Source organism: Paenibacillus radicis (ex Gao et al. 2016) (genome assembly GCF_014641555.1).
Taxonomy (GTDB): Bacteria; Bacillota; Bacilli; order Paenibacillales; family Paenibacillaceae; genus Pristimantibacillus; species Pristimantibacillus radicis.
Genome location: NZ_BMHY01000003.1, coordinates 620791 through 644074, shown reverse-complemented (window position 1 = coordinate 644074; position 23284 = coordinate 620791). Strand labels below are relative to the sequence as shown.

At 45.1% G+C, this 23284-nt stretch carries 20 protein-coding genes, 1 other RNA gene and 1 other annotated feature; of the genes, 19 read left to right on the top strand and 2 right to left on the bottom strand.

The window, feature by feature from the left end:
• Positions 1–240 precede the first annotated feature (240 nt).
• The 5 genes from smpB to IEX98_RS11350 all read left to right on the top strand — a co-directional run bounded on the left by smpB (position 241) and on the right by IEX98_RS11350 (position 5324).
• Positions 241–723: an SsrA-binding protein SmpB gene (gene smpB / locus IEX98_RS11370; RefSeq protein WP_188889263.1), complete on the top strand. Its 483-nt coding sequence runs from the start codon at positions 241–243 to the stop codon at positions 721–723.
• A 215-nt stretch (positions 724–938) separates the two neighbouring features.
• Positions 939–1303, top strand: a transfer-messenger RNA (tmRNA) gene (ssrA, locus tag IEX98_RS11365).
• Between the two features lie 370 nt (positions 1304–1673).
• Entirely contained in the window at positions 1674–2210 is a 537-nt protein-coding gene (locus IEX98_RS11360; protein WP_374705335.1) for a DoxX family protein, read from the top strand.
• A gap of 220 nt (positions 2211–2430) precedes the next feature.
• Positions 2431–2703, top strand: a binding site (T-box leader).
• A gap of 73 nt (positions 2704–2776) precedes the next feature.
• The gene (gene leuA / locus IEX98_RS11355) at positions 2777–4441 is read left to right on the top strand and encodes a 2-isopropylmalate synthase (protein ID WP_188889262.1); all 1665 of its coding nucleotides are present in this window, start codon (positions 2777–2779) and stop codon (positions 4439–4441) included.
• 319 nt (positions 4442–4760) lie between these two features.
• On the top strand, positions 4761–5324 hold the full coding sequence (locus IEX98_RS11350) for a tyrosine-type recombinase/integrase (RefSeq protein WP_188889261.1): 564 nt from the start codon (positions 4761–4763) through the stop codon (positions 5322–5324).
• Positions 5325–5394: 70 nt separating this feature from the next.
• Here the strand turns inward: IEX98_RS11350 and IEX98_RS11345 are convergent, their stop codons facing one another.
• Positions 5395–6081: a universal stress protein gene (locus IEX98_RS11345; RefSeq protein ID WP_188889260.1), complete on the bottom strand. Its 687-nt coding sequence runs from the start codon at positions 6079–6081 to the stop codon at positions 5395–5397.
• A 146-nt stretch (positions 6082–6227) separates the two neighbouring features.
• Between IEX98_RS11345 and IEX98_RS11340 the strand changes: the two genes are divergently transcribed.
• From IEX98_RS11340 to IEX98_RS11310, 7 genes are read left to right on the top strand one after another with little or no spacing between them, the layout of a single operon-like run.
• On the top strand, positions 6228–8633 hold the full coding sequence (locus tag IEX98_RS11340) for a Na+/H+ antiporter subunit A (protein ID WP_188889258.1): 2406 nt from the start codon (positions 6228–6230) through the stop codon (positions 8631–8633).
• On the top strand, positions 8620–9042 hold the full coding sequence (locus IEX98_RS11335; protein WP_188889257.1) for a Na(+)/H(+) antiporter subunit B: 423 nt from the start codon (positions 8620–8622) through the stop codon (positions 9040–9042). The genes IEX98_RS11340 and IEX98_RS11335 overlap by 14 nt, the downstream gene beginning before the upstream one ends.
• Before the next feature lies 1 nt (position 9043).
• Positions 9044–9382: a Na(+)/H(+) antiporter subunit C gene (locus IEX98_RS11330; protein WP_188889254.1), complete on the top strand. Its 339-nt coding sequence runs from the start codon at positions 9044–9046 to the stop codon at positions 9380–9382.
• Positions 9375–10850 (top strand): Na+/H+ antiporter subunit D, encoded by a 1476-nt coding sequence (locus IEX98_RS11325; RefSeq protein WP_188889252.1) that lies wholly within the window; start codon positions 9375–9377, stop codon positions 10848–10850. The genes IEX98_RS11330 and IEX98_RS11325 overlap by 8 nt, the downstream gene beginning before the upstream one ends.
• A 14-nt stretch (positions 10851–10864) precedes the next feature.
• Complete coding sequence (locus IEX98_RS11320; RefSeq protein ID WP_188889251.1) at positions 10865–11344, top strand: Na+/H+ antiporter subunit E; 480 nt, start codon at positions 10865–10867, stop codon at positions 11342–11344.
• Positions 11341–11622 carry a Na(+)/H(+) antiporter subunit F1 gene (locus IEX98_RS11315; RefSeq protein WP_139996556.1) on the top strand — a complete coding sequence of 94 codons (282 nt, stop codon included), beginning with the start codon at positions 11341–11343 and terminating at the stop codon, positions 11620–11622. The genes IEX98_RS11320 and IEX98_RS11315 overlap by 4 nt, the downstream gene beginning before the upstream one ends.
• Complete coding sequence (locus IEX98_RS11310; protein WP_188889250.1) at positions 11606–12019, top strand: Na+/H+ antiporter subunit G; 414 nt, start codon at positions 11606–11608, stop codon at positions 12017–12019. The genes IEX98_RS11315 and IEX98_RS11310 overlap by 17 nt, the downstream gene beginning before the upstream one ends.
• A gap of 115 nt (positions 12020–12134) precedes the next feature.
• Here the strand turns inward: IEX98_RS11310 and IEX98_RS11305 are convergent, their stop codons facing one another.
• Positions 12135–13889, bottom strand: a complete 1755-nt coding sequence (locus tag IEX98_RS11305) for a methyl-accepting chemotaxis protein (protein WP_188889249.1) — start codon at positions 13887–13889, stop codon at positions 12135–12137.
• Between the two features lie 231 nt (positions 13890–14120).
• Between IEX98_RS11305 and IEX98_RS11300 the strand changes: the two genes are divergently transcribed.
• The 7 genes from IEX98_RS11300 (at position 14121) to IEX98_RS11270 (ending at position 23275) form a co-directional block, all read left to right on the top strand.
• Complete coding sequence (locus IEX98_RS11300) at positions 14121–15833, top strand: SWIM zinc finger family protein (protein ID WP_188889248.1); 1713 nt, start codon at positions 14121–14123, stop codon at positions 15831–15833.
• 411 nt (positions 15834–16244) lie between these two features.
• Positions 16245–17813 (top strand): AraC family transcriptional regulator, encoded by a 1569-nt coding sequence (locus IEX98_RS11295; protein WP_229692098.1) that lies wholly within the window; start codon positions 16245–16247, stop codon positions 17811–17813.
• Between the two features lie 134 nt (positions 17814–17947).
• Positions 17948–18958 carry an ABC transporter substrate-binding protein gene (locus IEX98_RS11290; RefSeq protein ID WP_188889245.1) on the top strand — a complete coding sequence of 337 codons (1011 nt, stop codon included), beginning with the start codon at positions 17948–17950 and terminating at the stop codon, positions 18956–18958.
• Positions 18959–18991: 33 nt separating this feature from the next.
• On the top strand, positions 18992–20011 hold the full coding sequence (locus IEX98_RS11285) for an NAD(P)/FAD-dependent oxidoreductase (protein ID WP_188889243.1): 1020 nt from the start codon (positions 18992–18994) through the stop codon (positions 20009–20011).
• A 153-nt stretch (positions 20012–20164) separates the two neighbouring features.
• Positions 20165–20530 carry a hypothetical protein gene (locus IEX98_RS11280; RefSeq protein ID WP_188889241.1) on the top strand — a complete coding sequence of 122 codons (366 nt, stop codon included), beginning with the start codon at positions 20165–20167 and terminating at the stop codon, positions 20528–20530.
• 168 nt (positions 20531–20698) lie between these two features.
• Positions 20699–22534 carry a glycerophosphodiester phosphodiesterase gene (locus tag IEX98_RS11275; RefSeq protein WP_188889239.1) on the top strand — a complete coding sequence of 612 codons (1836 nt, stop codon included), beginning with the start codon at positions 20699–20701 and terminating at the stop codon, positions 22532–22534.
• 159 nt (positions 22535–22693) lie between these two features.
• Complete coding sequence (locus IEX98_RS11270; protein WP_188889237.1) at positions 22694–23275, top strand: bifunctional transcriptional activator/DNA repair enzyme AdaA; 582 nt, start codon at positions 22694–22696, stop codon at positions 23273–23275.
• Positions 23276–23284 lie beyond the last annotated feature (9 nt).

The window sequence follows — 23284 nt, the reverse complement described above, 5'->3', positions numbered from 1 at the left end:
AAAATGTAAAAATACATTTGAATGACGTGAAAATGCTCCAAATGGACGATATTGCGCGGATTCACCTGCATTTTTACATTTTGAACGCATAAATTGGCTTATTTACGGCAAACAAACTGTATAATTACATTTTGTTTATGAGGCAGGGACTGGCGTTGCATTGGGCCCTTATAATTTGTTACAATGTATTCCTAACAGCGCTTACTTGAACATGGGCGTAACGACGAAGAGGTGATTTCTATGGCGAGCAAGAAAAGCGACGGCAAGCAATTAGCGCAGAATAAGAAGGCTTCCCATGATTACTTCATCGAAGATACGTACGAAGCGGGAATCGTGCTTATGGGCACGGAGATCAAAGCGCTTCGCATGGGCAAGGCCAATATTGGGGATGCGTTCGCGACGATCCGGAACGGCGAGATATTTATCCATAACATGCACATCAGTCCTTTTGAGCAGGGTAATCGCCATAACCCGACTGATCCGACGCGCGCAAGAAAGCTGCTGCTGCATAAGCAACAGATTCATAAATTACTTGGCCTGTCTAAGCAAGAAGGCTACTCCATTGTGCCACTGAAGATTTATGTACGCAACGGTTATGCTAAGCTGCTCATTGGCTTGGGTAAGGGTAAGAAGCAGTATGACAAGCGCGACACAGCTGCCAAGCGGGACGCACAACGCGACATTCAGCGTGCGCTGCGTGAGAAGCAAAAGGTTGCCCGTTAGATGGTTTTAGAATCGATTCCAGCATCCTCCCTCCTTGCCAGCAAGAAGTTCGGCAGAGCGGGCGTGAATCGTGTTATACTAGGAATGTACAAATGAAGGATGGTTTTAAACGAGTCAAACGTGCAACATGGTTGCATGATGCATTCGTGCTCGATAGATCGTTAGATCCGGGCTTCATGTGCTAATCGGCGTTAAGGAGCCGTTTATGCCGTATTGGGGGCGTTTATGGATTCGACGGGGATAGTACGAGCGCGGGTTGCGGGTAGCAGGGAGTCGTCTGCTTCATCAACGCTAAAGCCTATTAAATGGCAAACAACAAACAAACTACGCTTTCGCAGCTTAATAACCTGTGAGCGTGCTCCTACCTAGCATCGCCCATGTGACTAGACTAGGGGCTAACAAGTAGTGGGATACGCCGTTCGGTCTCCGCCTGGGGTCGACGGAAGAAGATAATCAGGCTGACCCAACGCATAGCCGGTTACGGGGCGCTGCTCGGGTGACATCAAAACTGTGACTACACCCGTAGAAGCCTGTGTGGCGTTGTCTTCGGACAGGGGTTCAAATCCCCTCGCCTCCACCAATATGTAGAACCCCGACCGCATGAGGTCGGGGTTTTTGCTGTTGCAAGCAACGTATGTTTTGAACGATATCGGGCGGGGATGAATTATTGTTTTATCAAATGTACGGATTCTTTAGAGAGTTCACAATGTTGTGAAAATTTTCACATTCATATGAATTAAAGTATGTTATATTAAAGGTGCAAGGAGAAAGCAATACATAGCAACAAGAAGAAGGGAAGGATGTATCATGGCAAATCACATTCAAAAGCGTTTCTGGTTTGAGCGATCTAGTCTTTCTGTGAATCTTAGTTTATCGTGTAAGAAAGAAGTTAAGGTATCTTTTTAAGATAGTATGTGAAAAAAATCACAATAAAATCGGAGATGATTATCATGTTAGCATGGTTAAGAACGAATAAATATGTTGCAATGGTTATGCTCTTCGTTCGTGTCTACCTCGGTTATCAATGGATCGGAGGGGGCTGGCACAAATTAACGGGCGGATTCGATGCCACCGGGTTCTTGACTAACGCGATTAATAACCCGATAGCCAATGCAACGACTCAAAAATTGGTTTATCCGAACTTTGTATACTTCATCGAGCACTTCGCTTTGCCGAATGTAAAGCTCTTTAACTTTATCATCCCAATAGGCGAATTACTCGTAGGCATCGGATTGATTCTCGGGGGATTGACGGCTGCGGCAGCCTTCTTCGGACTCTTAATGAACTTCATGTTCATGTTCGCTGGCACGCTAAACACTAACCCATGGCTTGTTCTTCTCGGAGGAATCGTACTCTTTGCAGGCACCAACGCAGGACGGTATGGATTGGATTATTACCTGCTTCCGCTAATGCGTAAAGTACTCAAATTTAAGAAGCTTGATGGAGACGGAAAAATGACTCCTGCCGGCACTGCAAAAGCCCACTAACTCATACGCATTAAGCAAAAAAACGAACCTCCTCATGCGATCCATACGATGGGGTTCGTTTTTTCATTTCCGCTATAAAATCCGCCCATTCGGCGCATGCTTAGTTTGATGTCGAAAAGTTGCCGGTAAGGTATCAAAAATAAATTAGCCGTTTACCTCTTTAGAGGACTTGCTAAGACAGCCGTTGTAGTATAGCATAGAGGTAGCATAATTATATTTCTAAAAGACTAAGAAGAGGAATAGTAAAGCTTTCCATGCGTCCAGAGAGCTGTTGGTCGTTGCGAAACAGTCGCGGAAGAAGCTTGAACTCGCCTTGGAGTTGCTCGCTGAACAAGTCAGTAGGCGGAGCCGGATTCCTGACCGTTATCATCAGGAGGTATGAGATTTGCCGCTGCTTGCAGCCTGCGAATTTCTATCTGTAGAGTGCATGCCGTAACAAGCATGAATTTCGGAGTGGTACCGCGTAAGATGTTCAAAGTCTTTCGTCTCTGTTAAGGAGACGAGAGGCTTTTTTTGTTTATTTTATAATTTACACAATAATGACCATAAGGAAGGGAAGACCACCGATGAAAAATGTTGAGAAATACGCCAGAGGATATTATATGCCGCCGCAAACCAGCCTGAAATGGACGCAAAAAGAATATGTCACTGAGGCGCCTATCTGGTGCAGTGTTGACCTTCGTGATGGCAATCAGGCGCTGATTGTGCCGATGAATCTGGAAGAGAAGCTGGAATACTTTAAAGTTCTCGTCGACATTGGCTTCAAGGAAATTGAGGTCGGGTTTCCGGCTGCGTCGGAGACGGAATTCACCTTCCTGCGCACGCTGATTGAACAAAATTTGATTCCGGACGACGTAACGATCCAAGTACTGACGCAATCACGGGAGCATATTATTCGCAAGACGTTTGACTCCTTGAAAGGCGCTCACAAAGCGGTTGTTCATCTGTACAACTCGACTTCGCTGGCACAGCGGGAGCAGGTATTCCGCAAGTCTAAAGAAGAAATTATCGAAATCGCCGTAACCGGCGCGAAGCTGGTGAAGCAATGTGCAGAGGAAACGGAAGGCAACTTCCAATTTGAGTATTCACCAGAAAGCTTCACGGGTACGGAAATCGAATTTGCGCTCGAGATTTGCAACAAAGTACTGGATGTTTGGCAGCCAACTGCGGAGAATCCGGTGATCATTAACCTGCCGGCAACCGTATCCATGTCGATGCCGCATGTGTACGCTAGTCAGATTGAATATATGAGCGAGAACCTGAGCTATCGCGACAATGTCATTCTGTCGGTGCATCCGCATAACGACCGGGGCACAGGCGTGGCTGATGCCGAGTTAGGCATGCTGGCCGGTGCGCAGCGCGTAGAGGGTACGCTGTTCGGCAACGGTGAGCGCACGGGCAATGTTGATGTTGTTACGCTTGCTCTGAACATGTATTCGCACGGGGTTGATCCGAAGCTGAATTTCGACAATCTGCCGGAGATTCTGGCCGTGTACGAGCGGTTGACGAAGATGCGCGTAAGCGAGCGTCATCCGTACGGCGGCGAGCTTGTCTTCACAGCTTTCTCTGGTTCTCACCAAGATGCAATTGCCAAAGGTATGAAATGGCGTGAGGAAGAAGACCGTCAGCATTGGTCCGTTCCGTATTTGCTAATTGATCCGAAAGATATCGGAAGACAATATGAAGGTGATATTATCCGCATCAATAGCCAATCCGGCAAAGGCGGTATTGGTTACGTGCTGCATCAGAAATACGGCCTTGACCTTCCGGCGAAAATGCGCGAGCATTTCGGTTATGTTGTGAAGAACGTATCCGATCATCAGCAAAAAGAGCTGATGGCGGAAGAGATTTACGACATTTTCAAGAATGAATACGTTAACCTGCGCACGCCTGTAGAGTTCGTAAAGTATCGGATCAAGGAAGACGATAATGAGTTCGAAACGATCGTGACTATTCGCGTCAACGGCGAGGCGAAAGAAATTGTGGGTAACGGCAACGGCAGGCTGGATGCCATCAGCAATGCGTTGCAAACCGAGCTGGGCTTCGATTATTCAGACTTATTGTATACAGAGCATGCGCTTGAGACGGGTTCGAAATCGCAAGCCGTATCCTATATCGGCATTAAAGCGACGAACGGAACGTCCTATTGGGGCTGCGGCATCGATGCGGACATCATGGTGTCCTCTGTCAAAGCGTTGTTTAGCGCTGTGAATCATCTGATCGCCGAGTAAGCTAATTTACAAACAACACTAATCAAAGCACTCTGGCGGATTGTGGATTTGTACAATCCCGGTTCGCCTCCACGGATATGAAAACCCCCGACCACATTGGTCGGGGGTTTTGCTTTTCAACGATAACTGGAGCAGCGTTTATTGACTAGCTTCTTGTCTGAAAGGGTATCATGTTCAATTGAAAGCTTTTCCTGCGTGGTGTTTTATTTTTGGACAACTTTCCGTCAAATTTTTTACAGAATAAACTGATTTTTTAGTTGTTATGTTACTTAATATCTGTTAGCCTTAACTTAAGTAACATTATTCGGAGGGGTTCTCTGTGCAATTTGTTAATCCAATTCGGGACGTCAAAACCATACAAGCGATGAAAGAGGAGTTGAGAAAACACTCTGTAAGAGATTTGCTGCTGTTTGTATTGGGAATTAACACCGGGATTAGTCTTCTTGATTTGCTCAATCTTACTGTACAGGACGTTTGGGATGGCCAGAATGCTAAGCCTTTTCTTTATCTCAAGGATGAAAGGACAGGAGAAGAGAAGGCTTATTACCTAAACAGCAAGGTCAAGGAGATCCTAATCGAATATTTATCAAATATGGATTGGAAATCAGAGGATTATTTATTCAAATCCAAAAAGGATTGTCGTCCGATTACCCGTCAGCAGGCGTATCGAATTATTAACCACTCAGCAAGGGAGGTAGGCATATCAGAGAAAATCGGCACCCATACGCTGAGAAAGACGTTTGGTTACCATGCGTACTACAGGGGGGTTGCGATCTCCATCTTAAAGTCGATTTTGCATCATCATTCCACGGCAGAAACGTTAAAGTATCTGGGAATCGACAAGGCGGAGAAGAGAACCGTTAAAGTGGATGTAAATTTATAAATGATTGTGTTTGAAAAAGAAAAAATCTCCACATTAAACATGTGGAGAAGGATAGTTGCTTTGTATTCTTTTATTTAACAGAATCGTCTAGATTCATCGCTGCATGAATATCTACATTTGTTAATTCCGTAACAATCCCGTCAATAACTTGAACGTGCAAAGTTGCAGCATCTTTCATAAACCGGAAAATTCCGTTATCGAAATCGGTATCGACTTCTTTAAAGAAGATGCCTTCAAAATCGATTTGCTTCTCATGATTGAAGCTTAGCTTGTATTTCTCCCCATCTTTAATCAAATAGGCTCGAATTCCTTTTTCATAAAGACCTTCCTCATCCCGAATATAACGGGCAACGGAAACAATATGCAGGTCGACAAATGGGATCTCGCGTACTAAGGAATTAATGATAGATCCCTTCGTAATTTGTTCCCATCGGCTGTGTGCCGTCTGACCAAGAATGATCTGTGTAATGTTGTTATCTCTGGCCACTTCTGCAATGACCTTATATACAGGGCGGCTTTCATTGTCCTTCATAACAAACTGGGCCGTAGCATGTGCGTGGGCATATTCTTTCCATTGTTCGATATAGAACAATTTCTCGGCATCCAATTCGTCAAATGGCTTCGGATCAATGGTCAGTATATAAAGCGGAGCTTTCATCAGATTAGCGATTGCACAGCCACGTTTGATTAATCTTTCACTATTGGGACCATAATAAACGCAAACAAGAATGCTCTCATTATATACGCTGTTATTCATTTTAAGTATTTCACCTCAATGCTAGTAGTTGGACTCGCTTAAACTATGTAAGACTATAGTTGATGTTACGTAAAGAGTCAATACGCAGATAAGGAAGCTGCAGATAAAGAAGCAGAATTCTTAAACAAGGAGGAGTGCGCTTCACTATGTTCTATACCTTTATTTTTCTCCCGTTGATTAGTGCATTGTTTGTTCCTTTACTATATAAATATTTCAACCGCTTGGTGCATACGGGATGGTTCGTTTTAGTTGTACCTCTAACTATTTTTATCTATTTGCTGCAGTATATACCTGGCGTAGCGGCTGGCGGTACCTATAAATACACCTTATCTTGGATTCCTTCTCTTGATATGAATATTGTTTCGTACGTGGATGGGCTTAGTCTGTTATTCGGTCTGCTCATCAGCGGTGTCGGTGCACTGGTCATTGTTTATTCGATATTCTACATGTCTAAGATTCGAGAGGCGCTCCATAATTTCTATATTTATTTGCTAATGTTCATGGGCGCCATGCTGGGATTAGTATTCTCAGATCATCTCTTGGTCCTGTACGGGTTCTGGGAGTTAACCAGCGTTTCTTCCTTCCTGCTGATATCCTATTGGTACGAACGAAAGAGCTCTCGCCAAGGCGCCTTAAAGGCGCTGTTAATTACAGTCCTTGGCGGATTCGGCATGTTAGCCGGATTCATCATGATGATCATGATGGCGGATACGTACAGCATTCGTGAAATGCTCGCTAACCTGGATGTTCTCCAGAATCATGCGTTGTTTATTCCTGCTATGCTTTGCGTTTTGTTAGGTGCATTTACCAAATCAGCGCAATTTCCATTTGGCATTTGGCTGCCGGACGCAATGGAAGCGCCAACTCCGGTGAGCAGCTATCTCCACTCGGCTACGATGGTCAAGGCTGGCATTTATTTGGTGGCTCGCATGACTCCGATTTTTGGGGGCAGCTCTGTATGGTTCTGGCTGGTAGCTGGAATAGGGATCATTACGCTGCTGTATGGCTCGTTGACTGCGCTCAGACAGACGGATCTAAAAGCGATGTTAGCTTATTCTACGATTAGTCAATTGGGCTTGATTATGTGTTTGCTAGGGGTCGGTTCTTTAGCCGTCTACTTTGGAGCCAGCGACAGCGGCACCGTCTTTGGGGTAGCCGGATTTGCGGCCTTATTCCATTTGTTTAATCACTCTACCTTTAAAGGAAGCTTGTTCATGGTTGTCGGTATTATTGACCATGAGACAGGCCGGCGGGATATTCGCTACTTAGGCGGTTTGATGCAAGTGATGCCAATCACGTTCACGATCGCTTTGGTTGGCGGATTATCCATGGCGGGATTGCCGCCGTTTAATGGTTTTCTAAGTAAGGAAATGTTCTTTGCGGCAGTGAATGAGGTATCTCAGGCGGGGATTTTCGGTTTGAGCAAGATTGGACTACTGTTCCCGATCATTGCTTGGGTAGCCAGCATATTTACTTTCGTCTACTGCATGATTTTTATATTCAAAACCTTTGGCGGACAATATCGTCCTGAAAAATTGACGCGAAAAGTGCATGAAGCGCCTTGGGGCATGTTGTTTTCTCCAATCCTTCTAGGCTTACTCGTTCTATTCATTTTCTTCTTCCCGAATGTATTGGGCAAATATATTCTTACCCCGGCATTAACTGCCATGCTGCCGATGACGCCGATGTCTTCCTATGACTTGAAGATTAGTGCATGGCATGGGCTAAATCTAGAACTCGTGATGACGATCGGTGTTATTGTTGTCGGTCTCCTTCTCTTCAAATCATCGAAGCGATGGGTTCAGGCCATGCGCAATTATCCGCAAGGATTGACGTTGAACCATTGGTACAATAAGGGCTTATCCGGTACGGAGAGGTTCTCGACATCCTTAACGAATGGATATATGACAGGCTCGCTGAGGCATTACCTGATCTACACATTTACATTCTTCGTCATAGTATTGATAAGCTCGCTTTTGCTGCTGTATGGTATCCGGTTCGATTTCTCCAATGATGCAGCTATCAGCATTTTTGATGTAGGACTTGTGCTCGGAATGGTAATTGCCGCTGGTACGGTCTTACTGGCGGGCAATCGAATTGTAGCTATCGTAGCACTTGGCGCGTTAGGTTATATGGTTGCGATGTTCTTCGTGATCTTTAGAGCTCCAGACCTTGCACTGACGCAAATGGTGGTGGAGACCGTGAGTACGCTGCTATTCCTTCTGTGCTTCTACCATTTGCCGAAGCTGAAGAAACAGATTGAACGTGTTCCTTTCAAACTGACGAACCTGATTATATCCCTCGCGATGGGTTTAACGGTGACACTGCTCGCGTTGTCCGCCAACGGGCATAAATTGTTTGAACCGATTACCTCGTTTTTTGAAAATTCCTACAAGCTGGCAGGCGCCAAAAATATTGTCAACGCTATACTAGTGGACTTCCGCGGCTTCGATACGATGCTTGAAATATCCGTGTTGGCCGTTGCAGGGCTAGGTGTATATATACTGGTTCACCAGCGTTCCAAAGGGAGGGAACAACATGAAAACGAATGATGTGATACTGAAAAGCGTAACCCGAGTAGCTGCCGTGATCATATTGACCTTTTCGATCTATTTATTTATGAACGGTCATCATCATCCGGGAGGGGGATTCATTGGGGGACTGAGCATGTCATCAGCTATTGTCCTGCTGTATCTTTCTTTCGGAGTCGATAAGGTCAGGGAAAATATACGAGTTGATTTCAAAAAGCTTGCGGCGATTGGCGTGCTGATTGCGATTGGCACCGGAATGTCGGGCGTCATATTTGGCAAACCTTTTTTAACCCAGACCTTCGGCTATTATGATTTGCCGATCTTCGGGAATACCGAGCTCGCATCTGCTCTGATTTTTGATACCGGAGTCGCTCTCGCTGTCATAGGCACCGCAGTCAATATTATTCTAAGCATAAGTGAGGATCGTTAATATGGAGACATTAATGGTCATACTCGTCGGTATTCTAATATCCATTGGAACTTATTTGATTCTATCTAAGCAGCTGCTGCGGATTGTGCTCGGAGCATCGATCGTAGGTCATTCCGTCAATTTGTTGATCATTACTTCCGGCGGGCTGAAGAAGGGGAGCGCCCCGCTGCTGGGAGAGAAGGCCGCAGGCTTTGCGGACGCGATTCCTCAAGCCTTGATATTAACTGCGATCGTCATTAACTTTGCCGTGACAGCAGTAGTACTCGTTCTAAGTTACCGTGCCTATAAAAGCTTTGGGACGGATGACATGGAGCAATTAAGGGGAAATGAGAATGAATAATTTGTTGATCGCACCAGTTATCATTCCTTTGTTGACTGGTATGGTTCTTATTATATTCCAGAAAAATATTATGCTTCAGCGGATTCTTAGCCTGGTTGCCTTGTTAGCCACTGGTGTTATTGCCGTTCTATTGATGAATCGGATCAAAGACGGCGGTATTCAGTCGATACAGCTGGGCGGCTGGGAAGCGCCTTTCGGCATTAGCTTCGTAGGTGACATGTTTAGCGCCTTGCTGCTCTTGGCTACTTCAATTGTCGCGATAGGCTGTCTAATCTACGCCTTTTCTTCCATTGGCCGAAAACAAGAAAAACTATATTTCTATCCACTATTTTTGTTTTTGATTACAGGTGTCAATGGTTCGTTCTTAACAGGGGATTTGTTCAATTTATATGTATTTTTTGAATTGTTTCTGGTTGCATCCTATGTACTGATCGCACTGGGGGGAACACAGAGGCAGCTTCGCGAGTCGCTGAAGTATATTTTCACAAATATTATTGCTTCGGCGTTCTTCTTGATCGGCATTGCCTATTTATACTCGATGACGGGCACATTGAACCTCGCCCATTTATCGCTGCGGATCGCAGAGATCGGCCAGGATGGGTTAATTACGACCGTCGCCTTGTTGTTCCTGATTGTTTTTGCCATGAAGGCGGGCTTGCTGCTCTTTTTCTGGCTGCCAGGCTCCTATAGCGTACCGCCAACAGCAATTGCCGCTATTTTCGCCGCGTTGCTCACTAAGGTAGGGATCTACGCGATTTTCAGAATGTTTACACTCATCTTTTATCATGAACCGCAGATTACCCATCTGTTTATCGGGATACTAGCCGCAATTACGATGATTTTAGGCGGACTCGGTGCGATCGGTTTTTGGGATTTGAGAAAAATCTTAACCTACAATGTGATTATAAGTGTCGGATTTATTATGGCTGGACTCGTTTCTTTTACAACAACCGGCATAGCGGGTTCCATTTATTATTTAATTCACGACATCCTGATCAAGGCGCTTATATTCATAATTGGGGGAACGATTGTTCATCTGACAGGTACAAGCGATTTGAGGAAAATTAGCGGCTTGATTCGTCTTCACCCTCAATTAGGCTGGATGTTCTTCCTTGCAGCTTTGTCTATGGTGGGGATTCCGCCGTTAAGCGGTTTCCTTGGTAAAGTATTTACGACGCAAGGTGTCTTTGAATCCGGTTATTATTGGCTTGGAGCAATCGGGCTGCTGGCCAGCTTGTTCATCCTGTATTCGATGATTAAATTGTTTATGAACGCTTTCTGGGGCGAAACGATTCTAAGCGAAGATGAGGAGAAGGGGACGACGAAAGGCTTGTTGTTTCCGATCGCTTTGTTGACGGTGGCTAGTGTTGCTATGGGAATCGGCGCTGAGGCGATAACAGGTTACGTAGACCAAGCTGCGGAACAATTGTTGAATCCAAGCTTATATATTCAGGCCGTGTTTGAATAAAGGGGGAAACAGCCATGCCCGTTCAGGTGCTACTCAACATATTCATCGCCTACTTGTGGATGTTTCTGCAAGAGGAGATGAGCATATTAAACTTTATCAGCGGTTATCTTGTTGGTCTGTTTATTTTAATGTGCATCCGCCGATTTTTTAAAACACCGTTTTATCTATTTACGCTAATCGCAGTCGGCAAGCTATTCATTCTATTTATTCATGAGCTGAATATTTCTGCGATGATGGTCGTGAAGCAAGTACTCCGTCCTAAAATCGATGTGAAGCCAGGAATTTTCAAGGTCGAAACCGATTTGGAGGGAGATCTGGAAATTACGCTCCTATCCTTATTAATTTGCTTAACGCCAGGTTCGGTCATTATGGAGGTAAGCCCCGATTCAAAGGTGCTGTACATTCACGGTCTGAACATGCCCGAATCCAAGGATTCTGTATTAAAATCTAAATCTGTGTTTGAAAAAGCGATAAAGGATGTGACGAGAAAATGATATTTAAGACGGTGCTGGTCATTGCATTATGTATTCTAGCGCTGGCCATACTAGCCAATTTATATCGGATTATTAAAGGGCCATCCAGTGCAGACCGCGTTCAAGCGTTGGATTCCATCGGTATTAACTTGATCGCCAGTACTGCCGTATTCTCCGTGCTGCTGCACACGCATGCCTTTTTTGACCTCATATTGCTGATCGGGATTCTTTCATTTATCGGAACCGTCGCCTTTGCCAGATTTATTGAAAGAGGTGTTGTTATTGAACGCAAGCGATGAAATAGGTGAAGTAGTCGGAGCCGTCCTCATTCTCATCGGAGCTATTTTCAGCCTTATCAGCGCGATTGGGATTGTACGGTTGCCCGATGTGTACACAAGATCTCATGCAGCATCTAAAAGTTCTACGCTTGGCGTACTGTGCGCTTTGCTTGGAACCTTGCTGTATTTCATCATATCCGACGGTTTCTTCAGCATCCGCCTCATCTTGGGAATCTTCTTTGTATTTCTGACAGCTCCAGTAGCCGCCCACGTGATCACTCGGGCCGCTTACCGTGATAAGGTGCCGTTAGCCGAGCAGAGCGTCCAAGATGAATTGAAGGACTATTATAGGGAGAATGAAATTGTTGAAGTGGAGGTAGAGGATAAGGCCGAAGCCGTTAATTATCAGACGAAATGAAGACGTAACTCAGGCGAATTGTGGTTTTGCACAGCCACGGTTCGCCTCCACAATATATAGAACCCCAACCTCATTCGGTTGGGGTTTTTTAATTTGGAATGATACCCGGAGCAGCCTACAACTTGAATTTCTGCACCGCTTCTTCCAGGCCGGTCGTTCTGGTCTCAAGCTGCTTGGACGTATCGGCAATGCGCTTCGTGGCCTTTAACTGATTGGCCGTCATCGATTGAATCGCTGTTGCGTTTTCTGCAGCCATGATGGAGATTTGAGAAATTTGCTCGACGGACGCGGCGACTTCTTCGGAGCCAGCCGACATCTCCTGGGCAGCCGCCGTTATATCTTGAATCTGGCCGTTGACGATCAGGAACCGATCAGCCGTATGGTTGAACAGTGATTCCACTTGATTGAAAAGCTCTGTGCTTTTCGCCATCTCCTCGCTTTCCTTCAGCATCCAGGCTCCGATCTGTGTGGATTCCTGCTCAATTTGCTGCAGAAGCGAAGTAATATGGGCCGCGGAAACCGAAGAAGCTTCTGCTAGCTTGCGCACTTCGCCGGCAACGACGGCAAAACCCGAACCCTGCTCGCCTGCTCTAGCCGCTTCAATTGAAGCATTAAGCGCAAGCAGCTTGGTGAGGTCGGCAATGCTGGAAATGGATTGGAGGACAGGCTCGATCTCTAACATGTACGTATTCAGCGCCTGTACGGAGGTTGTTGTCTGCTGGACGACATGGGACATGAGAGCGACTTGCTCCTTCAATCCATGGATGGAGCTGCGTCCGTGCTCCACTGTATCCAAGGCTTCGCCGGAGGCATGGGATACGTCGGCAGAAGCCTCGGACACCCGCCCGATGGCAAGCGTAATTTCCTCCATAGATTTGGCGCTATCTTCGGATGCGATACGTTGGTGTTGTGCTCCATTTGCCAGTTCCGTCATGGATTGCTCGAGCTGCTGATTTAAGGCGACCAGTTGGTTGACCTCCAAGCTGAACTGCTCGGTGGAATGGACGAGATCATCCGTTGTCTCCGTAATATTGCCAAGGACATCTCCAAGGGTGCCTCCGAGTCGCTCTAACATCTTGTTCATAGCGGAGTATGCCTGTCCGATTTCATCGCCAGACTTCACGTTCTTGGACAGCAGAAGCGCCTTCGCCTCTGCAAGATCGCCGCTAGCGATTGCTTCGGCACTGCCTACGATAAGACGCAAAGGCCTCAGAGAACGGGACATGAACCACGAGATCAGAATAAAGATAAGCAAGGTTAAACTTCCCATCAGGATGAATAAGGGGATGCTTTCCTTCATGACTTTCTGATGTATCGTGGTCGCAACGGATACACTGGTATCGATTCCTAGCACTCCGATAATCGTGCCATCCGAGTCGCGAAGAGGCACGTAGGAAGAAATATAATCCCCGTACACGGGGTTTTGGATTACGTCGGTCTTCGACGATTTCCCGCTCAGCAATGCACGAATAGATGCGTGGGGTACATCGGTCAATTCCCCGATCGGCGATGCGGAATCCGATTCTTTTGGCTGGCCGTCAATGAGCAGAATAGGTTTCTCTTCGTCATCGATCATAAAAGTGTACACATACTGCGCGCCGATCTGCGAGCGGAATTGATCCATCTCTGCGCGAATGCTCCAGTATAGATCATTCTCTTTAGGATCTTTCAGGAATTGTTTGTAGGCGTTCAAGTCGAATCGTTGCGCATAGGCTTCGGCTATGTGAATGCTGAAGTTGCCGATCGTTTCATTGCTAGCCTTTTTGGTGTTCTGGATTTGCATGTAAATAAGAGTGGAGGACAAGATGATGAGCAGTACTAGAATACTAATGGATAATTTTACTGCTAGACGGTTTTTAAGTTTTAACATGAAGCGGTTCCTCTCCCTAGGTGCCCTAGATCCTGAATGTCAATCGACGCTAACTTCAGATGCTGTTCGATATTATTCTCCATATTCCTGCAATTTCCTTTGTTAGCTGTCGACAAATATTCTCAACTGTTCGATTCGCGACCAGTAAGAGGGGAATTGTTGCATAATGTAGCCATTGCCTGACTCTTGTTCGACTAGTTAATATAGGGATAGACAATTAGAGAAAGCAGGGTGATTGGCATCAAGCTGAGCCAGATTGAGGATAGGATCGATCTGATAATTCTTGAGCGAGGGGAAGCCTATCGGGAAAACGGCCATATCCTTTCTATAAAAGAAGTCAAGCCGCGGGTTTATGAAGCCGAAGTTGAGGGAACTGAGCTCTACGATGTGGAGATTCAGCTTGATTCACGTGGTGAAGTTAATCATACACTGTGCGAATGCCCTTATGATAAAGGCCCTATATGCAAGCATGCAGCAGCTGTGCTTTTGGAAATCAGAGACGAATTTTTCAATAAAGAAAAGGCTCAGTCTTTCCCTAAAAACAAGCCTGTTTCTAAAAAGACTATCGCTGACCAACTGTCTAATCTCAGTAAGGATGAGTTGATCACGATGCTCGTTCATTTTTCTGATGAAATTAAGGAAGTAAAGCAAGCACTCTCTTTAAAATTTATAGATGCCGATAGTAAAGAAGGATTAAATCAGTATAAAAAAGTCATTCGTGCATCTATTAAGCAATACTCTGACCGTCATGGGTTTGTTCCTTATCGTAATGTTTACCCCTCTATAGCGGGTGCAAGTAAAATATTGGAGAAGGCAGAGGAGCAGCTAGAAAGCCGACATCATCTTCGTGCGGCTGAAATTAGCTTTTGTGTTATGCATGAGATGGTAAATCTGTTGCAGTCATGTGATGATTCTGATGGATATGTAGGCGATTTAATTAAGGAATGCTTGAACGCTATACATCTTGCAGCTAGCCAAATTGGCTCTGCCAAGGATAGCCCCGCTCTGTTTCAGCTGCTCCTAAAAGAAGTGCTTCATGAAGGCTTAGAGGGTTGGAATGAGTGGCAGTTGTCCCTTATGGAAAGTGCCACTTGCTTAATAACTAACGTTGCGGAAAAGGATTCGTGGTTTAAACTGCTTGAAAGATTGGAGAGTCATGAAAGAAACCAATCCTCATACAGCTCCTATTTTACCGAGGAAGCAGCCAAGCTTCGATATCAAGTCATTGAAAGGCTTGAAGGCGACAGCCAAGCCTTATCGTTTTTACAAGATCATCTCCACATTACGGCTTTTCGCAAAATGGCAATTGAGACCGCAATCAAAAATCTCCAATTTGACAAAGCGCTGGAGCTGGTCGAGCAAGGAGAACGACAAGATACGAGTAAAGGTTATAGGGGTCTTGTTAATGAGTGGAAAAGATACCGCTATGAAATCTATGAGCTTACTCATCAAGTAGGGCACCAAATCGAGCTTGCAAAGGAATTTGTACGATCGGGTGAGCATAGCTATTACTTGCGGTTAAAAGAATTATATAGCAAGGATGAATGGGAAGCAGGCTACGAGGGGCTATTAGATGAACTAGAACATAATAGTGATAGTGATTGGGCTACTTCCTCCTTATACACTCGTATTCTTGTGGAAGAAAATCAGACGCTGAGACTGTTGAAATATGTTGATAAGCGCAAACAAACCTTAATCCATTACTACCCTCATCTGATCAGTGAGCATGCAGAGGAAGTTTTTCTATTGTTTACGCAGTTCATATCGGAGGAAACCGCTCAAGCTTCTAATCGAAATCAATATCGTAAAGTATGTGGTATTATTCGTCACCTCATCAAGGCAGGCGGAGGAGAGCATGCGAAAAGAATCATTGAGCAGTTGTGCGTCACTTATCAAAATAGGCCTGCTCTCATAGACGAGCTGCAAAAAATTAAACGGATTTAAAACTTCTCCAGACCGCTCCCAACGATAAAACTACAAGAACAGAAGCAATATCGTCAGAAGGTAGTAGCTTCTACGTTAACAATAGGGGTTAACTGTCCCCTCTCTAAACAATCCCAGCATCACGTGTCGGTGAGTTGTGGTTTTATACAGTCACTCTTCATCTTTACCAATATGTAGAACCTCAACCGCATATGGTTGGGGTTTTAATTTGGAAAAAATAGAAGCCGCCTCAGCCCGAAGGAAAACATTACGATTCTACGCTTGAAGATAGTTCGTGCTACAATCAATACAGGATTTAGGTAGCGTGAAATCGATATACTAGGGTGGTGAGCTTCCTTGTTTTACAAGAAACAGAATGCTGGAAACCATATTTATGCTTCCCTTGAAGGCATGTGCTTTAAGGTTAGAGAGATGAAGCACATAAATAGAAAAAACAGTTCAAATGAGTGGGAGCTAAGAGTTCAGTTTCTTAAATCCTATATGATGATAGTCGTCGCGAGCGGTCAGGGCTGGCTAACGATTGATGGACGTTTTGTCGAGCTGCGTGAAGGCAGGACTTATATTTGTTCGCCTGGACAGCTTGTAGAAGGTTTCCTCCAGTCTTTTGATGAGCGCGGTTTTTATGAATTGCGTTTTGATGTCATTGTTGATGAGGGAGTAACTGGTGACTACACAGATATTGTGAGACAAGAGGAGCATTTTCCTGTAAAGGGAGAGGTCGTTGCATCATCGCCAGTATCCATAATCGTATTATGTGAACGGATTGCGGATCATCTGCAAAGAGATTTGCTTCAACGATTTCGAGGACAAATTTATTTTCAAGAGCTGTTGTACACGATTTTGGCAGATGCACTGCTGCTGAAGGAACGTGATTCGGAAGCCGCGCTTGAGAATACAAAGAGCTATATTGAAGAGTACTATCAGTTGGATTTGAAGATTGAGCACTTGGCCAAGGTTGCGGGAATGAGCGAAAGACATTTTATGAGGCTGTTCAAAAAAAGATATGGTTGCAGCGCGATTGAATATTTGACCATTTACCGAATTAGTCAGGCACAGCAGCTTATTCGCTCAGGCGGGCACTATCGGCTCAAGGATATTGCAAGGCATGTTGGTTACAATGATGATGCCTACTTCAGACGGAAGTTCACACAGGTGTCAGGCATTCCTCCAGCAGCGTTTATGAGAAATTGCAAGCTAAAAATCGTCGCCTATCATCCAGCGATTATCGGGCAATTGCTCGCGCTGAAGGTTATACCTTGCGCTGCACCCTCCGACCATCCATGGACCGATTATTATAATAGAAAGTTTGAAAAGAATAACGTTCTGCCCTTAAGCACGGATACATCGCTAAAACTAACAGAGCTTGAGCTTGCGGCTCCCGATTTCATTGTTGGCTTGGATAATCTGACAACTGTGGAGGAGGAAGCAAGTCTTCGGGATATTGCGCCTGTTTTATTGCTTCCTGGGGAGGGAATGGATTGGCGCAGTCATTTGACCCTTATTGCCCAGTTTCTGAATAAAAAAGGCGCAGCGGATGCTTGGCTCGAGCATTACGAACGGAGGGTTCGTTTTGTAGCTGAGCAGATTACACCGGACATCTATGGGGACCGCCTTCTTGTACTGAGAATTAACGAAGCAGGCTTAGAAATGATGGGGAACAGAAGCGTCAGAACTGTATTTTACGATGATTTACGCTTGCAGCCAGCAGCCGGTGTCGAAGATACCGAGAAGAATCGGCAGGTTACGATTGCTCAGGCGGCTGAATTTAATGCCGACCGGTTATTACTGTTTATAGATGAGAACGCTCATCCCAGCATAAGCAAGCAAACACTTATGCGATCGGAGCAATGGCGTGTTATCCCAGCCGTTCGAAATGGTCGTGTGGATGTCCTGCCAGTCTATCCATGGACTGAGTATACGGCATTTACCAATGAGCTTATGTTGGACGAATTGCTGAAGTTATGGCGGTATCGTACCTGAAACAAAGTCGTTTTCATCAGTATTACCTCATAAAGAAATGAACTATACTACTAACTAGTGATAATGATAATCAACATCTATTGAATGTGTTCAATAGATGTTTTCATTACAAATAGTTGTAGGGGGATTAGTGAATGAGACACAAGTGGAAGATCGGTTTAATTATTATGGTGTTATTGCTGGTAGGAACAGCATGTGGTGCTGTTAACAATAAGGGAGAAGGTACTGCTCCTGGATCAGAAACACCTGCTTCGTCGTCAAACGCGACGGATCCTACAGCAAGTCCTTCCAGTCCAACGACGAGAATTGTGAAGAGTGAAAAGGGAGAGATTGAAATTCCAGCCGAGCCTAAGCGGGTGATTGGACTTTCTGTTGTCTATCCCGAATTTTTGTACGCGCTGGGTGTAACTCCGGTTGCTGTGCAAAATTATCATGAGGAGTTTCAGAGTTATCTGGAACAGCCGTTTAAAGATACGATAAAAATGGGAATTGCAAAAACACCAAATTTCGAAATGATTTTGGATAGTGAGCCGGATTTGATTCTTGCCCCTGCGTGGTGGTCTGAGAAGGATTATGATCAGCTGTCCGCAATTGCACCAACCGTGCTTCTGCCGCAGCGTGATGACTGGAGAGATGAACTTCGAGATATTGGCGAGGTTCTGGGTAAACAGGATGCAGCTAAGAAGGTTATTGAAGACTTGAAAAATAAAGAAGCGAAAGCGAAAGCGCGGCTTGACGAACTGGTCAAGGATGAGACTGTGCTGTATTTGCGGATAATGGACAATGGCATCATTATTAATGGTCCGAATATTGACCGAGGTAATTTTATTCATAATCAATTGGGTCTGAAGCCCGTCGAAAATTACCCGCAGAATGAGTCTACGCTGACCGTTTCGTTGGAAGTGCTTCCGGAGTATGATGCGGACCATATCATTGTACAGCTTGATGATGAGACGAAGGCTGAGCTGCAGGATAAATATGCTCACATACTGAATAGCTCATTGTGGAAAAACATGAAAGCGGTCAAAGCAAATCACGTTTACATGGTTGGAGGCAAAGAATGGTTTAATCTGGGTATGGCTCCGCTTGCCGATAGTTATGCCATAGATGAGGTTGTTTCCATATTCGAAAACAAACAACAATAGTCGGAATCGGCCAGCAAAAGGAGATTACTGATTATGAACAAAGATGAGCTTTACGATGTCACAATCATTGGTGGCGGACCGGCTGGCATGTATGCCGCATTTTACGGTGGCATGCGCAACATGAAGATTAAGCTGATAGAGGGAGCAGGTGAATTGGGCGGATTTCTGCATACCTACTCGGAAAAAACGATTTGGGATGTAGGGGGCATTCCCCCCATTCGCTGCGATAAGCTGATTTCATGGCTCGCCGGGCAAGCTTTAACCTTTGAACCGACACTCGTGTTTAATCAGCGAGTAGACGACTTGCAGCGTCAGGCAGACGGGACGTTCATTTTAAGGACGAATACAGGACAACAGCATTATACTAGAACGGTTATTATAGCTGCTGGACGCGGGATTACAGAGCTGCAGAAGCTGGACATTGAAGGTGCGGATCGGTATGAGCTCACCAACCTTTACTATACGGTTCAGGATTTGAGCAGTTTTCGTAACAAGCATGTACTTATCTCCGGTGGCGGCAACTCGGCAGTGGATTGGGCGCTTGAGCTGGCTGAAGTGGCGGAGCGGGTAACGGTTGTTCATCGCAGCACAGAATTTCGCGCTATGGAACGCAATGTAGCCAGCATACATGAATTGACGAATATCCGAACACCCTATCAAATCATTCAATTGCATGGACAAGGAGAGCAAATTCATCAGGTTACAATTGCTCATATGACGAACAATGTAACCGAGCGGTTGGACGTTGATGCTGTCATCATCAATCATGGCTATAGCGGGAACTACGGATCGCTCTTAAATTGGGGGCTTCGTATTGGTGAGAGTGGGCTGATTGTAAATGAGCAGGCAGAAACGAATGTGGCTGGCATCTTTGGCGCAGGCGATTGTGTCACGCACAAGAGCAAGGTGAGGCTGATTGCCGGTGCATTCAATGATGCGGCTCTGGCCATTAATAGCGCGAAACGTTATCTCGACCCCGAAGCGCCCGGAATGGCGTATGTTTCTTCTCACAACGAGCGGTTTAGAGAGTTGAATAAGAAATTATATAACTAAAGTAAGCTGGTTCCGATAGTCAATCGGAGCCAGCTTACTTCACTTTAACTGATAGATTCGCCCTTGAGCTTTCTCCAATGAACCCATACAATACGGATAGAGTTTGGAAGTATTCATGTTCATCTATTACTATAGATTGGCAGGTGAGTCTGAATGAGTGAAAGATTTTGGTTAGTGGTGCAATATCCTTTGAAAAGTGAAAGAGGCAGCCAGCGCGACCACTGGTTAAAAGATAAAGTAATGGAATACTTGGAACTATCCCTGGCAGATGCTAACTTAGGCTCTGTCGATGGCTTTGATATGGGTAAATGTATTTCTGACCCTAAGAAGTATGCTCTTCATATATTTTGCATCATTACAGAAGAGGAACGGAGCATAGCCTTGGTAAAAAGAGTTTTAAGAGAAAGCAGGCTCGATTATACTCGCATCAAAATTGCTACAATGCCCTATGGGAAGGCGGATGAAACATATACTTTGAAATATGCCTATAAAAAGGGTGTTACCGATTTTTCGCTATAGCATGACCTCCACCAATAGATAGAACCCCAGCCGTATGAGGTTGGGGTTTTTGCAGCATTTTATTACAGAAGTAGAATCCTTAGCTTAGCTGTAAGGTCGCTAGTCCATGCTTTACCCTTTTACTTTTGTTAAAATAAAGGATAATTCGACTTTATAAGCAGGTGTCCAATGATGAACAAAGCTTCAAAGGTTCCGATACATAAGCAGATTGCCGATATTTTTCGGATTCTTGCTTTTTCGTACCGTGAAATATTTATTTTCGAACTTCTGTATAAGGCGCTAACGTTATTTGTTTTTATTCCAGCTATTTCATCCGTATTTCGCGGATTTCTCCACTTAGGCGGGTTTGCCGGCGCTACCAATTACGAGCTGCTGCAATTTGCGATGAGCAAGTATGGCATATTATGCATGCTAATTCTGATTCCTATCGCCACACTGCTGATATTTATAGAGTTCTCAGTTTTAATTATTCTGACGTATTATGGTCACAAAAGGCAGCGTATCGGACTTGTTCAGGCGTTTTTGCAGTCGCTTTCCTATCTTCCGTCCTTGTTTAAATATGGATTTCTAGGGATGGCGATCTATCTGCTGTTGTTTCTACCACTTGGTGGCGGACTTGGCGCTTCGCTGCTGCCGTCTCTGGATATCCCGAATTTTATCTCGGGTGAGCTGGTAAAAACAGGCGGAGGAACACTGCTGCTTATCAGCGTATTGGCGATTATGTTGTTTTTCAATATTCGCTGGACCTTCTTGCTTCATATTGTGGTGATCGAGGGGGTGGCAGGCTTTCGGAAGGCGGCGAGAAAAAGCGCTGCATTCCTGACAAAAAGATATCTCCGCATATCTGTCGTCATGCTGTCGGTCACGTTATTGTATCTGCTCGTTGTCATTTTGCTGATTGTAGGTATTGTAGGAGCTGTTGGTCTTCTATACGCGCTATGGGAGCGGCAGACGGTATTTGCCGGTGTGGTGCGGATCGTCGCTTTGAAGAGCGCCGTATTATCCCTCTATCTGGCGACGCTATTTTCAATGCCGCTTTATATGGCCACGATTACCCGGTTATATATGGTGAAAGCGGACCCGAATCATGCCGTGCTGCAGCTTCCTGAACTAAAGGGCTGGGAGGATCGTTTCACTCTGAAGCTAGGATTGCTGCATAAGCATAAAAAGAAAATAATCGGTCTTGGTTCAATTACCGTTTTTGCAGCGGCACTTGCTCTGCTGCCTGCCATTGATGAAATGCAGATGGCGGATAAAAAAATTGAGATTATGGCCCATCGAGGATACGTTTCTAAGGGGCCGGAGAATACGATTGAAGCTATACAGGGTGCTATTGAGGCGAAGGCGGATTACGCGGAAATCGACATATTAGAAACCAAGGACGGCGACCTTGCCGTTATACATGATACCAATTTGAAGCGTCTGACAGGTACCCATGCACAGGTGTATGACCTGACGATGGATGAATTACGAAAGCTGGAAGTGAAGCAGGGGGATTTCACAGGGCGAATCAGCAGTCTGGCAGAAGTGATGGAGATGGCCAGAGGCAAAATCAAGCTAAACATTGAAATTAAAACACATGGAATGGAAAAAAATCTGGTGGATACCTTTACCCGGATCGTACACGAGAATGATTTTGAAAAAGAATGTGTGGTGCAGTCGCTGGATTATGAGATCGTGCAGCAAGTCAAAGCTTCGGCACCTGAGCTTCAGGTGGGGTATATCGTGTTCGCCGGTGTCCCGGATATGGGGCGGCTTCATGCCGATTTTGTCGTTATGGAAGAATATATGGCCAAAGAATCGGTCATCGCTTCGGCCAAACAGCATCATAAGCCGATTTACGTCTGGACCATAAATAGCACAGACAGCATGGGGCGATTCTTCAGCATGGGTGTCGACGGGATTATAACAGACTACCCCGAGGATGCGATTTCCGTTGAAGAAGAAATTAGAACCGGGCCGCTCTCGGCATTGACCCGGTGGCTTAATCAATTGAGTTTTTGATACCTGAAGAGAAACAGCCCGGTACAACTCCTGTTATGAATTCATGTGTGTTATAGTTTGGAGCTATTGTCGAAATGTTGCTATCGTATTCTGATTTTCTTGGGCTTCCTCATCAACATGGTTATACTGAATGTAATATGGCGGTGAGGAGCTGAGGCGATGGATACAGAGTTATTCGATAAGGTTTACGAGTCTATCGTGAACAGACAGCCAACCTATGATGGTATTTACTATACCGGTGTAAAGACGACAAAGATTGTATGTCGCCCTTCATGCCGAGCCCGTACACCCAAACGAGAAAATATTACGTTATATCCAAATTTAAAGTCTGCAATACGCGACGGCTTTAGACCTTGCAAGCGTTGCAAGCCCGAAACCCCGGGTACATTAAATCCAGATGCCATGCTAGCTGCACAAGTCGATGCGATTATTTCAGCAAATTATACATCAGCGTTAACCTTATCCTCACTGGCAGATCAACTCGCCATTAGCCCGTATCATTTGCAACGTACCTATAAACGTGTTACAGATCGCACACCAATTGAGCGGCTTCATCAAGTAAGGCTAAAGGAAGCGAAATTTCTCCTGGCGGATAGGAAGCTGACCATAAGCGGCATAGCTTTATCTGTTGGTTATAAACATGCTTCACATTTTGCTGTGTGGTTTCGTGAGCAAACGGGTCTATCCCCAACAGCTTATAGAGCTGCTATACAAAGTAATGCTGAGTCAAGGACGGACTAATGAAAGGAA

Bases quoted from the DNA above. Each gene is read 5' to 3' on its own strand.
- smpB (WP_188889263.1), top strand. From the start codon at position 241: ATGGCGAGCAAGAAAAGCGACGGCAAGCAATTAGCGCAGAATAAGAAG.
- IEX98_RS11290 (WP_188889245.1), top strand. From the start codon at position 17,948: ATGAGACACAAGTGGAAGATCGGTTTAATTATTATGGTGTTATTGCTG.
- IEX98_RS11275 (WP_188889239.1), top strand. From the start codon at position 20,699: ATGATGAACAAAGCTTCAAAGGTTCCGATACATAAGCAGATTGCCGAT.
- IEX98_RS11280 (WP_188889241.1), top strand. From the start codon at position 20,165: ATGAGTGAAAGATTTTGGTTAGTGGTGCAATATCCTTTGAAAAGTGAA.
- IEX98_RS11335 (WP_188889257.1), top strand. From the start codon at position 8,620: ATGAAAACGAATGATGTGATACTGAAAAGCGTAACCCGAGTAGCTGCC.
- IEX98_RS11340 (WP_188889258.1), top strand. From the start codon at position 6,228: ATGTTCTATACCTTTATTTTTCTCCCGTTGATTAGTGCATTGTTTGTT.
- IEX98_RS11270 (WP_188889237.1), top strand. From the start codon at position 22,694: ATGGATACAGAGTTATTCGATAAGGTTTACGAGTCTATCGTGAACAGA.
- IEX98_RS11330 (WP_188889254.1), top strand. From the start codon at position 9,044: ATGGAGACATTAATGGTCATACTCGTCGGTATTCTAATATCCATTGGA.
- IEX98_RS11295 (WP_229692098.1), top strand. From the start codon at position 16,245: ATGAAGCACATAAATAGAAAAAACAGTTCAAATGAGTGGGAGCTAAGA.
- IEX98_RS11320 (WP_188889251.1), top strand. From the start codon at position 10,865: ATGCCCGTTCAGGTGCTACTCAACATATTCATCGCCTACTTGTGGATG.
- IEX98_RS11315 (WP_139996556.1), top strand. From the start codon at position 11,341: ATGATATTTAAGACGGTGCTGGTCATTGCATTATGTATTCTAGCGCTG.
- IEX98_RS11285 (WP_188889243.1), top strand. From the start codon at position 18,992: ATGAACAAAGATGAGCTTTACGATGTCACAATCATTGGTGGCGGACCG.
- leuA (WP_188889262.1), top strand. From the start codon at position 2,777: ATGAAAAATGTTGAGAAATACGCCAGAGGATATTATATGCCGCCGCAA.
- IEX98_RS11325 (WP_188889252.1), top strand. From the start codon at position 9,375: ATGAATAATTTGTTGATCGCACCAGTTATCATTCCTTTGTTGACTGGT.
- IEX98_RS11360 (WP_374705335.1), top strand. From the start codon at position 1,674: ATGTTAGCATGGTTAAGAACGAATAAATATGTTGCAATGGTTATGCTC.
- IEX98_RS11345 (WP_188889260.1), bottom strand. From the start codon at position 6,081: ATGAATAACAGCGTATATAATGAGAGCATTCTTGTTTGCGTTTATTAT.
- IEX98_RS11305 (WP_188889249.1), bottom strand. From the start codon at position 13,889: ATGTTAAAACTTAAAAACCGTCTAGCAGTAAAATTATCCATTAGTATT.